The following is an 11,109-nucleotide window of genomic DNA, read 5'->3' on the forward strand; positions in this document are numbered from 1 at the left end:
CCTTTAAGTCCTTTTCTTAGCTTGCCGACGGTCGCCTTGTTACCCGTCGACCTCGTGCTTTCTAGACCCAGTAGCTGACTCGGGAGCGCCAGAGCTTCATAGCTCCGAGGGCGAGGAGCAGCCCGGCGGCGGTGCAGCCGATTACGATCCACCAGTGGTAGGCGGCGACGGCCTCGCCGGTCAAGGGCGCGCGGATGATTTCCAGGTAGTGGAACAGCGGGTTAATCTCGGCGATCTTGGCTCGCTCGGCGACGGCGCCGCCCTGCTCCTCAAGAGTCTTGGTGGTCCAGACAATCGGGGTCATGTAGAACACCAGCTGGATTAGCGAATCCAGCAGCGGCGCGACATCGCGGTAGCGCGTGGCGACGATACCGAAGAACATGGTCACCCACACCCCGTTGACGACCAGCAGCGCGAGCGCGGGGACGGCCAGGAAGAAGTTCCAGCCGAGCTCCGGGCGGAACACGATGACCAGGATTAGCCAGATCACCATGTTGTGCGCGAAGAACAGCAGCTGCCGCCAGACCAGGCGGTAGACGTGGACACTCAGCGCGCTGGGCAGCTGTTTAATCAGTCCCTCGTTTTCGATGAAGACCGTCGAGCCCTCCTTGATGCAGCCTGAGATGAAACCCCAGACAATCAGGCCCACTGTGACGTGGGGTAGGAAGAACGCCAACTCCTGCTGGAACAGCAGGGAGTAGAGCAAGCCGAGCGCCAGGGCCATCGCGCCGGTGGCGATGGTGATCCACAGCGGTCCGAGCGTGGAGCGGCGGTAGCGTTGCTTGATGTCCTGCCAGCCGAGCTGCAGCCAGAGTTCGCGCTGGCCGAAGCCCCGGACGAGGTCGGCCCAGGCCGCCTTGACTGTGCGGGAGTGGGACTCCAGAGCCTGAGCCTGCCCACCGGCGTCAATCATGCGGGAGATGTCACTGCGGAGTTCCTCTTCGCTGCGCAGGGAGCTAGCGCTATCTGCTGCGCCGGCTGCCATGGAGTGCGGGGTGTCATCGTTAGTCACGTCTCCAAACTACCCGCTGGTGCGGATCGAACCGCGGATTGAACGATGGCATGGGCTGATTGCGTCAATCTCTGTCTATCTTCGCTGTACCACTGGGTATGGTTTTGGCGGGAGCGTCTGGCTAGAATTACTTGCGATTAGTTACCCGGAAACGCTGTGAGTCAACGAGATAACCGGAAGGGTGTTTATGGCCTTCGACGTGCCTACGACCAGGGGCGCTTACACGTCGCTGTCTGATGGGTGGACCTATCTCAATGCAGGTCAGCGTGCGCAGGTGCCAGAGCGAGTCATCTCGGCGATGACCTCGTCTTTCCGCAACGCGCCGAAGTCGCTTGCTGGTGAGACCGGCGGCGGTGCGCATGGGCAGTCCCGCCGTTCTGGCGCCTCCGCTGCGGAGGAGTTGGCGCTTAGCGCGCGCCGGGCTTTCGCGGATATTACGGAAGGCCCTGTCGCCGGCGTGGTCTTGGGTTCCTCGCGTGAGGTGCTCATCGATCAGCTCTGCGCGGCCATGAGCCGTCGCCTCAGCCTGGGTACGAATCTTGTGATTTCCCGGATTGGGTCGCAGGTGGTTCACGCCCCGCTGCGCCGAGCTGCCAATCTCTATGGCGCTCGCGTGCGGGTCGCTGAGGCCGATCTCGCCAGCGGTTCGCTGCCCGCGTGGCAGTTCGACGAGATTGTCGATGCCCACACGCGCCTTGTCGTGGTCCCCGCCGCCGATCCGTACGCGGGCACCGTCGCTCCAATCGCCGAGATTTCCCGCCGCGTCCACGCTATGTCCCCAGCTTGGGTGCTTGTCGACGCCACGGACCTGGCTGCCTACCGCCATGTTTCCATGAGCGAGATGGGCGCCGACATTGTGCTTGTCGACGCATCGGTATGGGGCGGGCCCGAAGTGTCGGCCCTGGTGTTTAGGGATCCGTCGATGTTCGCCCGTCTGGCGTCGCTGAACTTCGACCACAATGTCCGTGGCGTGGGGCGCCTCGAGGTCAGCCCGGTGTCGCCGGCGCTTTTGGGCGGCGTATCCGAGTCGGTGCACCATCTGGCATCGCTGGACACCCGCGCCCGAGGATCTCGGAGGCACCGCATCGAAACTGCGATGCCCCAGGTCGCGGAGTACCTTTCGGACCTGACGGAACGCCTGGTCGCCGGGCTGTCGAATCTGCCACGTGTCTACATCATCGGCTTCGATGAGGAAAACGCGAGCGAGTCGGTTGCCTCCAGGAGGGACTACATTCCGCGGGTGAGCTTCCTTGTCGATGGCGTGCCCGCGGAGACAGTGGTCGGCAGGCTGCTGGCCAACGGGCTTGTCACCAGCGTCGTCGATGTCGCGCAGTCTCCGCTGCTGGAGGCCATGGGCGTCGGCGAGTCCGAAGGCGCCGTGGGAGTGGGGCTGCAGCCCTTCAACACTCCGCATGACGTGGACCAGCTGGTGCGCGCCGTCGCCTCGCTCGGCTAGGGCACCGTTAGTCCACGGTCAGGACAACCTTGCCGCTGACCTCACCGCCTGCGAGCATGTCGTGGGCCTTGGCCGTTTCCTCGATGCTCATGGTCGTGTGGATCTGGGGCGTGATGGTGCCGTCGGCAAGCATCGGCCAGATGGTGTCTTCGGTGGCCGCGACGATGCGCGCCTTGTCGGCCAGGTCGCGGTAGCGCAGGCCGGTGGCGGTGATTGAACCGCGCTTGGACAGCAGACGGCCGATGTTCAGCTCGCCCTTGACGCCTCCCTGCATGCCGATGATGACGATGTGGCCGTCCTTGGCAAGAGCCTTGACGTTGCGGTCAAGGTACTTTGCTCCCATGATGTCCAGAATGACGTCGGCGCCGCCATGGGAGGTGAGAACTTCCTCGAAGTTCTCTTCCTTGTAATTAATAAGGATGTCGGCGCCGAGCTTGGCGCAGAAGTCCAGCTTCTCCTGGCTGCCCGCGGTGACGGCGACGGTAGCGCCGAGCTGCTTGGCCATCTGGATTGCGAAGGTACCGATGCCGCCCGCGCCGCCGTGGACGAGGAGGGTATCGCCCTCGGAGAGGCCCGCGACCATTACGACGTTGGAGAACACCGTGCAGGCGACCTCGACGATGGAAGCGGCCTCGGTGAAGGAGTAACCCTCAGGAAGGGGCAGAACCTGCCCGGCGGGGACCGCGACCTTCTCGGCGAAGCCACCGCCGGAGAGCAAGCAACAGACCTCGTCGCCGACCTTCCAGCCGAGGGCATCGCCCTTGACCTCTTCAATTACGCCGGCGCACTCGAGACCGAGGATGTCCGTGGTGCCGGGCGGGGGCGGGTAGTGGCCAGCGGCCTGGAGGAGGTCAGCGCGGTTGAGGCCTGCGGCCTTCACCGACACGAGAACCTCGCCGTCATTGAGGGCCGGTTCGGTGGCGTCGGTCCACTCGAGTGAGCGCGGGTTGGAAAGATCCGTCTGGATGATTGCCTTCATAGCCATCAAAGGTAACGCAAAAAGGCCGAAAATCGGGCTGTTTTCCGCAGAGGTGGATTTTCCGGTTATGATGGTGAAATTGGAAGTATGGCAGAGCGGCCGAATGCACTGGTCTTGAAAACCAGCGAGGGTCACACCTCCGGGGGTTCAAATCCCCCTGCTTCCGCTGTTGAGAGCCCTCGGTAGTTTTTCTACCGGGGGTTTTCTTGCTTTCAGGGTGCTTGGACACCCGTAATGGGGTAGCCGGAGAGGTAACTTCTCATGGCCAAAAAGGGGTGGTCGGGACTGAAGTGTAAGTCGGCTGGCTAGTTTTTAGGTGATGTGTACGCAAGTTGCAGAAGGGTTTAACCTATTGAAAAACCGCTGCTTGTCAGGGTGTCGACGAGCTGAAAAAATATGAGAATCAAATAGAAATATATGTTACTAGCGTGACTGGTGTGATTATGTTGGAGAGGTGTAACGCTGGGAAAAGGGGCTTTCAACAGGGGATATGGGGAACAATTGAACGACTAGAAGTGTGGCGGAAAGTCTAAAAATCAGATTAAATTTGGGCGATGAATTCCCCCGGGTGGCGCTGTGGCAGTGCTTGTCGACGTGGGATTGAGCAAACACGAATCCAATCTTTAAGGAGCAAAAGGTTATGAACGTCAGCCGAAGCAAGTTCCGCATCGCCGCTGCCACCCTCACCTTCGGCCTCGCTTTCGCGGGAGTTACCACCCCGGCTATGGCTCAGGAAGTGCCCAATATTGGGAACAAAGTGACTGAAGCTCTGGGGGAGCTCCTGCCGGGTGGTTCCAATACCGCGACTCACCAATGGAGCAAATCGAACGTCACCCGCACCGTGCTGGTCAATGGCAAGGCTGGCGCCGTGGCAAAGCCGGGTGACACCTTGACCTTCGAGCTGGTCTACACGGACAACAACATCTGGGGGTCCAGGAGCTACATCCAGCGTGTCACTGACTTCAAGCCGGAGGGTCTGAAGTATGTCCCGAACTCCGCAACCTACAAGGTTGGTGACCAGGACTGGGCCGACAAGAACACTTCCGACAAATGGTTCCGCCTGAACAAAGGCGCAGTCGAGTTCGTTTCCGGCAACATCTTCCGGGCGTTCGGGAGTCCGACAATCAGCAAGGTTGCCTTCAAGTGGGAATACGAGGTCACCGAGGATATCCAGGACGGCACCTTCGACACTGGCACCGAGATTCACTTCAACCCGTTCGACAAGGTTGAGACTCTCGACAAAATGGGGCCGAAGCTGACCATCAAGCGCGAAGCTAAGCCGATTCTGCCGGGCCTTCCGGAACTGCCGGGTGCTGGTAGCGGCGGCTCTTGGGGTTCCCCGAACCTGAACTCGCCGGGGCTGCCCTCTCCGAACCTCGGTGGCGGCTCCTCCGCTGGATCGCCGAACCTTGGCTCCGGTGCGGCATCCCTGCTCAAGGCCTTTGGTAACTAGAAAACTTCAGAGGATAGGTACACATTATGCGTAAGAATTTCGCAAGGGGCGCCGCAGCGGCTGCTCTTTCCGCCGGTCTGACCCTCGGCCTGGCTTCCCCGGCTTTGGCCCAGTCCCCGGGCTTGCCCTCCTTCAATTCCCCGGGCTTCAACTCCCCGGGCCTGACCCTCCCAAAGTCCACGGCTGAGAAGAAGAAGCTGGGCTACATCGGTGGTCCCGCTTGGTCCGCTGATATCTATTCCCAAGTTATTCGTGGCGCAGAGGTGCGCCCGGGCGGCTACGTCACCGTCCGCGTTGAGGCAGTCGGCGTCAACGGTGAGGGCAAGCTGCGTGAGATCGGCCACGTTATTCCGGCTGGCTTCGAGCTTGTCAGCGTTACCCGCCAGTCTAGCGACAATATCTTCGGTAAGGGCATCTACACCCTGAAGGAGGATGAGTACACCAATAACGTCAACGACCGCGGTAACCGCGAGGTGCGCCTGAACTGGACCGAGGGCGGCTTTCTGGGGCTGTTCAAGGACAACCCGACTGTCAGCACCTCCAAATCCGTCGCCGTTGACTTCACCTACAAGGCTCCGGCCCGCGAGGCTGAATACGATCACGGCGGCGTCGCCTACCTCGGTGCTGTGATTAACCCGAGCGGCTACTGGCCGACCGGTGGTCAGGCAATCAAGGTCTCCAAATCTGCTTCCTGGTGGCCTTTCTAAGATTCGCCAGTATTCGGTGTCTCTTGAATTGAATTAGTTTTAAAAGGTCAGCCGCTGCTATGGCAATGGCTGACCTTTTTGATACTTTTGGAATTAGTACAGCTGCTCGTAACGGTCACTCGACGGTGGCGACCTATAGATAGTGGAAGCTTTCCGACGCTGTCGGTTACGCACTGGACCCCCATACGATCAGCATGAAGTCTCGTGTGGAAAACGATGAGGAAAAGGTCGATTTATGTCTCCGAATCAGGGCAGTGGCCCCAATAGCGGTTCTAGCGGATATAACAGCGCCTCAAACTCCAGTGACTCCTACGGCGAGTGGGGAACGGATCCGAACGGCACCTGGGGGCAGACATCGGCGTCTGGTGGTGAGCAGGCGTGGAGCTCCATGGAGACAAATCCCTGGGAGCAGGCCAACAACGGCAATTACGGCAATAACGGGGTGGCCAACCCCACCTCCGCCGGTCCTGGTACTGGCGCCTCCGCCGGTGCTGGGCAACAGTACACGCAGGGGTATCCACAGCCGTATGGACAGCCGGCCGCGGTCGCCAGCAATGGTGGCAACGGCGGAAACGGAGGCGGCAATGCACTGACCGTCGCCGTAATCATCCTGGCAATTATCGCCGTTCTCATGCTGGTCGGTGGATTGTCCTACTTCTACTTCACCGGAAATAACGGCACTAGCAACAATGCGGCGCCTGTGAGTGCCTCCTCGACGATGAAGAAGCAGGAGTCGTCGGCAAGCACGGTGACATCGACCACGGAGCAGCGGCGAGCGGAGGACTTCTCGGCACCGTCGTCATGGAAAGAATGCTCGGGGTCGGGAGAACCGGGAGACCTCAATCTGGTCTACGCGCAGGACGTGGGCGGCAACGTCACCACCTGCAGCTTCGCCACGAATGTGCGCAACGCGTTCGTAGAGTACTACCAGTCGACTCAGAAGCTCAGCGGAACGGTCAAGGCCACCAGCCCTGCGACCGGAAAAACATACACTATGACCTGCAACGACAATGGTGACTACGTCACTTGCACGGGTGGTACGAACGCCACTGTGCATATCGTCTAGCTCGAGGGGTGCATGTGGATACGGGCAGCGCAACCACTGAACACGGCCTGATTCGTCAGCACGGCGAACGGCCCCGGCGGAGCGGGGGAGCGGCGAGGCGCGCTGTCGCCGCGGCAGCGCTGTTGGGCGTCTGCGCGCTTGGCATTTCGGGCTGCACGATTGACAAGGGCAAACTGACCGGCTCGGATAGCTCAAGCGCCACAGCGACCCAAGACTCTCTTCCCAAGCCAACGCCCGGCAGCGAGCCGACCACTGGCGACGCGGTAGCCGTGCCCGGTGACGGAGCGCTCCCGGCCGCGCTCATTCACGCGGTCGCTGACATCGAGGCGCAGTACGGAGGCCAGGTCGGTATCGCGCTGGCAAACCCTAGCGTTGGCGGAGGCTCGGCCGACCCCGCGACCGCCGGCGCCCTCCAGGTAGGCCCCGCATGGTCGACCTCCAAAGTGCCGATCGCCGTGGCGGTTGCTCGCAACAGCGGCGTAACGCAGGATATGACCGCGGCGATTACCGCCTCCGACAACGCCGCAGCCGAGGTGATGTGGGCCTCACTCGGCGACCCGGCCAGCGCTGGTGCCGCCGCGACGCAGGTGCTCCGCGATGGCGGCGACTCCGTCACCAATGTCGAGACCACCAAGGTCCGCCCCGAGTTTTCCTCGTTCGGCCAGACGCAGTGGGCCCTGGAGAATCAGGCCGCGTTCGGCGCGAACCTGCAGTGCATTCCCGGTGGTCAGCAGGTCGCCGACCTCATGGGGCAGATCGTCGGCGGGCAGGCCTACGGCCTCGGCACCATCACCGGCGCGCATTTCAAGGGCGGCTGGGGCCCCGACGAGACCGGCTCCTACCTCACTCGCCAATTCGGCTTCATCCCCGGCGATAAACCCGGCTCCTTCGTGGGCGTGGCTATCGCCGCCAAGCCCGCCGATGGCACCTACGATACCGGCCAGGCCATGCTCACAGCTCTCGCGGCAGTGCTTGCCGACGGCACTGGACGTGGCGGGACCTGCTAGCTGTCCAGGCCCAGCGCCTGCAGCAGCTGAGTCGCCTCAGCGTCCGTCGTGATGGTGATGCGCCCGCCTTCGCCTGCGAAACAGCGGATTAGAATGTCACGCTGGGCGAGGTAGGCACCGAGGTCCGAGGTCGTGGCCACCGTGGCGTCGGCAAGCAGTGGGGAGAGGTCGGCGACGCGGGACTCATCGATCCAGACGAAGTTGGCCTGCGAACCGGGCAGGACGGTGTCGCGGCCGGTGGCGGTATTGATGGCGGTGGTGACGCGAACGCGCTGGTCGCGGACCTCCTTGATGCGGACGGCGAGCTCCTCCTGCGCATCCAGTGACGCAATCGCCGCAGCTTGGGCGACCGAGTTCACGGAGAAGGGAATAGCGACCTTATTGACGGCCTCTACCAGGCGCTGCGCGCCGAACATGTACCCCACGCGCAGACCCGCGAGCCCGTAGACCTTTGAGAACGTGCGTAGCCCGACCAGGTTCGGGTACATGTGCACGAGCACGTCGGCGAGGGGAGTGGTGGCGCGAGTGTCCTCATCAATCAGCTCAATATAGGCCTCATCCAGCGCGACGACGACCTGCGGTGGCACGGCGGCCATGAACTCCTCAAAAGCCTCGCGGGTGATGGTCGTGCCAGTCGGGTTATTGGGATTGCAAACGAAAATCAGGCGAGTGCGTTCACTGACCGCCGCAGCCAGGCCCCTTAGGTCATTGCGGCCCTCCGCGTTAAGGGCAACCGGCATGGGGATCGCCCCGGCGATGCGCGAGAGAATTGGGTAAGCCTCGAAACTGCGCCACGGGAACACGACCTCATCATCGGCCTCGCACGTAGCCTGCACTAGCTGCAGGCACAGGGCTGAAGAGCCACAGCCGACGGCCACCTGCTCCATCGGCAGCCCAAGGCTTTGGCCAATTCGAGTGCGCAGAGCCACTGCGCCCATATCCGGGTACCGGTTCGGGCTCGATGGCGCAGCGGCCAGGACATCCGCGATGGCCTTTGATACCGACGGCAGCGGGGGTTGTGACATCTCGTTAGAAGCAATCTTCAGCGCCCCTGCAGCCGCCTTGCCCGGGACATAGGCAGGAATATGCCCCAGGTCCGGGCGAATGTGCGGCTGGGCGGGGTTTTGATCGTTGCTCATAGCAGTAACTCTAGAGCATGGCCCGGATTGAGCGGACAAAGATATCTCCGCGCGCTGTGGGTGCATGGGGTCGATTTGGCGTTAAGTACGGGGCGTTTTGCTTTTCATTTGGAAGTGTCTGTAGGATTGGCCCCGGTTATTTAGTCCGCTGGACTGAATGCCGGTGGTTTTGGAGGCGTGCCAGAGCGGCCGAATGGGGCTCCCTGCTAAGGAGTTGTCTCGTAAGGGACCGCAGGTTCAAATCCTGTCGCCTCCGCCACGCGCCCGTAGCTCAACGGATAGAGCATCTGACTACGGATCAGAAGGTTAGGGGTTCGAATCCCTTCGGGCGCACAAGTTTTAAGACCCGCACCAAGAAAGGTGTGGGTCTTTCACGTGTTGTGGGGTATCCGCCGATGGGGGTAATGAAAATCGTTATCACTGCCCTTAGAGAGTAAATAGTGCCTGATCAGGGCGTTTGGTGCGCGGATGCGTTAATAAGCAAACAAAGAGGTTCCCCAGGGTGGCGAATCTGGATTTCTGGATATTGTGGTTAACCTTTCCTAAAAGTCTCTTACTTCTTAACTATGAAGGGCTCATTAATGGAAAACCGCAGTCGCGCCCGCAGCTTCGTGGGTGCTCGCAAATGCCGTGTCGCAGTGCTTGCCGGATTGTCCCTAATAGCGGGCGCTAGCCTTGTCGCTTGTGGCAATGGCCAGGATGTCGCCGGCGGTGCGGACTACCCAGAGCGCATTGTTCTGGCTGACCGCGACAGCAAGGACAACTACCACCCGGCCTCCGGGTACGGTCAGACCGGTATTAGCCCCGTCTACGATGGCCTCCTCCGACCGGCGCCCACCGAGGGCCCCGACACGATTCCTGAGCTCAAGCCTGCGCTTGCCGACGGCTCCCCGGTCGCCACCGATAACTCCAAAACCTGGACGGTCAAGCTACGCGACGGGGTGACTTTCTCCGACGGGTCGGACTTCGATGCGGAGGATGTCAAGGCCACCTACGACGTGGCCCGTGATGTGAAGAAGGGCTCGAAGGTCTCCTTCCGCTACGACATTATCGACGACGTTGAGGTCATCGATAAGCACACAGTGAAATTCCATCTGACCGCACCATACAGCGGTTTCGAGTCGCGACTGACCTTGGCGATTGCGCCGAGTGAAGTTGTCGGCAAGGACAACGTGGCGGACAATCCGCTGGCGGAGATGCCAGTCGGTACCGGACCGTACGTGATGGAGTCCAATACGGGCAACGAGATTCGCTTCAAGGCTCGCGAGGACTACTGGGCCGGCACCCCCGAGGTCAAGGATATGGTCGTGTCGCTGGTCTCCGACGACAACGCGCGTGCGCAGCGCGTCGCCAGCGGCGAGCTCTCGGGCGCTGCGGTCCCGCCTGCGTTGGCAAAGAGCTTCGAAAACCGCGATGATGTCGAAGTAGTCGCGGCCAAGACCGCAGACTGGCGCGGCGTTTCCTTCCCGGACGTGCCCTTCCTGAAGGACGCCGCAGTGCGCAAGGCCATAAACTTGGCGGTTGACCGCCAGGCTATGGTCGACGGGCCACTCTCCGGCTACGGCACCCCAATCTCCAACATCCTGTCCTCCATTTACGGCGATGCCTACAACGCCAAGGCCGACTTCGACTACAACGTCGCCGAGGCCGAGAAGATGCTCGACGAGGCCGGCTGGAAGAAGGGCCCCGACGGCATCCGCGCCAAAGACGGCGAGAAGGCATCCGTAACCCTGTACTACGCCGGTGACGACACCCTGCGCCGCGACATGGCCATCGAGTTCTCCGCCCAGATGAAGAAGATTGGCGTGGACTTCCACACTGAGGCCTCGACCTGGGATGAGATCACCCCGCGCCTCGGCGAGGCAGCGGCGCTGCTCGGCGGCGGTTCCTCCCCGTATGACCCGGACCTGATGGCCTACAACGAGCTGCACAGCCGCGGCGAGAACACTTCCGAGTACTCCAACCCAGGCGATTACAGCTCGCCGGAGCTGGATCGTGCCCTGGAGCAGGCCCGCGTCGAGCAGGATCCGGCCAAGCGTGCCGAGCTCTACCGGAAGGTTCAGAAACTGCACGCCGAGAACCCGTCGGCGGTGTTCCTGGCCAATATCAACCACGTCTACCTGCAACACCCGAATAAGTGGAACAAGGGCCCGCTAATCCTGGAGCCTCACATCCACGGCGCCACCTGGGGTCCCTGGTGGGATCTTCGTTCCTGGAAGCGCTAGTCACGAGACTGCGCTTCTCCCCAGGGCTTCCTCCCCGGTGCCAACCGACGCTTAAAAAACTTCTC

At 61.7% G+C, this 11,109-nt stretch carries 9 protein-coding genes and 3 tRNA genes; 9 read left to right on the forward strand and 3 right to left on the reverse strand.

Annotated features, from left to right (window positions below):
* Positions 1-61: 61 nt before the first annotated feature.
* Positions 62-985, reverse strand: a complete 924-nt coding sequence (wzm, locus tag CLAC_RS00555) for a galactan export ABC transporter permease subunit Wzm/RfbD (RefSeq protein WP_156324861.1) — start codon at positions 983-985, stop codon at positions 62-64.
* Positions 986-1,199: 214 nt separating this feature from the next.
* Between wzm and CLAC_RS00560 the strand changes: the two genes are divergently transcribed.
* On the forward strand, positions 1,200-2,468 hold the full coding sequence (locus CLAC_RS00560; RefSeq protein ID WP_053411261.1) for an aminotransferase class V-fold PLP-dependent enzyme: 1,269 nt from the start codon (positions 1,200-1,202) through the stop codon (positions 2,466-2,468).
* A gap of 7 nt (positions 2,469-2,475) precedes the next feature.
* Here CLAC_RS00560 and CLAC_RS00565 read toward each other — a convergent pair whose 3' ends face one another.
* Entirely contained in the window at positions 2,476-3,447 is a 972-nt protein-coding gene (locus CLAC_RS00565) for an NAD(P)H-quinone oxidoreductase (protein WP_053413145.1), read from the reverse strand.
* A gap of 81 nt (positions 3,448-3,528) precedes the next feature.
* On the opposite strand from CLAC_RS00565, the gene CLAC_RS00570 reads away from it, so the two are divergent.
* The 5 genes from CLAC_RS00570 to CLAC_RS00590 all read left to right on the forward strand — a co-directional run bounded on the left by CLAC_RS00570 (position 3,529) and on the right by CLAC_RS00590 (position 7,680).
* A tRNA-Ser gene (locus tag CLAC_RS00570) sits at positions 3,529-3,613 on the forward strand.
* A gap of 474 nt (positions 3,614-4,087) precedes the next feature.
* On the forward strand, positions 4,088-4,900 hold the full coding sequence (locus CLAC_RS00575) for a DUF4179 domain-containing protein (RefSeq protein WP_053411262.1): 813 nt from the start codon (positions 4,088-4,090) through the stop codon (positions 4,898-4,900).
* Between the two features lie 26 nt (positions 4,901-4,926).
* The gene (locus CLAC_RS00580) at positions 4,927-5,607 is read left to right on the forward strand and encodes a hypothetical protein (RefSeq protein WP_053411263.1); all 681 of its coding nucleotides are present in this window, start codon (positions 4,927-4,929) and stop codon (positions 5,605-5,607) included.
* A gap of 235 nt (positions 5,608-5,842) precedes the next feature.
* Complete coding sequence (locus CLAC_RS00585) at positions 5,843-6,673, forward strand: hypothetical protein (RefSeq protein ID WP_053411264.1); 831 nt, start codon at positions 5,843-5,845, stop codon at positions 6,671-6,673.
* Between the two features lie 14 nt (positions 6,674-6,687).
* The gene (locus CLAC_RS00590) at positions 6,688-7,680 is read left to right on the forward strand and encodes a serine hydrolase (protein ID WP_156324723.1); all 993 of its coding nucleotides are present in this window, start codon (positions 6,688-6,690) and stop codon (positions 7,678-7,680) included.
* On the opposite strand, the gene CLAC_RS00595 is transcribed toward CLAC_RS00590, so the two are convergent.
* Entirely contained in the window at positions 7,677-8,819 is a 1,143-nt protein-coding gene (locus tag CLAC_RS00595; protein ID WP_053411265.1) for a histidinol-phosphate transaminase, read from the reverse strand. The two genes, CLAC_RS00590 and CLAC_RS00595, sit on opposite strands and share 4 nt — an antisense overlap.
* A gap of 171 nt (positions 8,820-8,990) precedes the next feature.
* On the opposite strand from CLAC_RS00595, the gene CLAC_RS00600 reads away from it, so the two are divergent.
* The 3 genes from CLAC_RS00600 to CLAC_RS00610 all read left to right on the forward strand — a co-directional run bounded on the left by CLAC_RS00600 (position 8,991) and on the right by CLAC_RS00610 (position 11,044).
* Positions 8,991-9,078 (forward strand) — tRNA-Ser (locus tag CLAC_RS00600).
* Position 9,079: 1 nt separating this feature from the next.
* Positions 9,080-9,152 (forward strand) — tRNA-Arg (locus tag CLAC_RS00605).
* A 248-nt stretch (positions 9,153-9,400) separates the two neighbouring features.
* Positions 9,401-11,044 carry an ABC transporter substrate-binding protein gene (locus tag CLAC_RS00610; protein WP_053411266.1) on the forward strand — a complete coding sequence of 548 codons (1,644 nt, stop codon included), beginning with the start codon at positions 9,401-9,403 and terminating at the stop codon, positions 11,042-11,044.
* Positions 11,045-11,109: the final 65 nt, after the last annotated feature.

Origin of the sequence: Corynebacterium lactis RW2-5, assembly GCF_001274895.1 — a bacterium.
Lineage (GTDB): Bacteria > Actinomycetota > Actinomycetes > Mycobacteriales > Mycobacteriaceae > Corynebacterium > Corynebacterium lactis.

What these genes read in the sequence shown, in the direction of transcription:
- CLAC_RS00560 (WP_053411261.1), top strand. Translation starts at nt 1,200, where the DNA reads ATGGCCTTCGACGTGCCTACGACCAGGGGCGCTTACACGTCGCTGTCT.
- CLAC_RS00585 (WP_053411264.1), top strand. Translation starts at nt 5,843, where the DNA reads ATGTCTCCGAATCAGGGCAGTGGCCCCAATAGCGGTTCTAGCGGATAT.
- wzm (WP_156324861.1), bottom strand. Translation starts at nt 985, where the DNA reads ATGGCAGCCGGCGCAGCAGATAGCGCTAGCTCCCTGCGCAGCGAAGAG.
- CLAC_RS00595 (WP_053411265.1), bottom strand. Translation starts at nt 8,819, where the DNA reads ATGAGCAACGATCAAAACCCCGCCCAGCCGCACATTCGCCCGGACCTG.
- CLAC_RS00610 (WP_053411266.1), top strand. Translation starts at nt 9,401, where the DNA reads ATGGAAAACCGCAGTCGCGCCCGCAGCTTCGTGGGTGCTCGCAAATGC.
- CLAC_RS00565 (WP_053413145.1), bottom strand. Translation starts at nt 3,447, where the DNA reads ATGAAGGCAATCATCCAGACGGATCTTTCCAACCCGCGCTCACTCGAG.
- CLAC_RS00575 (WP_053411262.1), top strand. Translation starts at nt 4,088, where the DNA reads ATGAACGTCAGCCGAAGCAAGTTCCGCATCGCCGCTGCCACCCTCACC.
- CLAC_RS00580 (WP_053411263.1), top strand. Translation starts at nt 4,927, where the DNA reads ATGCGTAAGAATTTCGCAAGGGGCGCCGCAGCGGCTGCTCTTTCCGCC.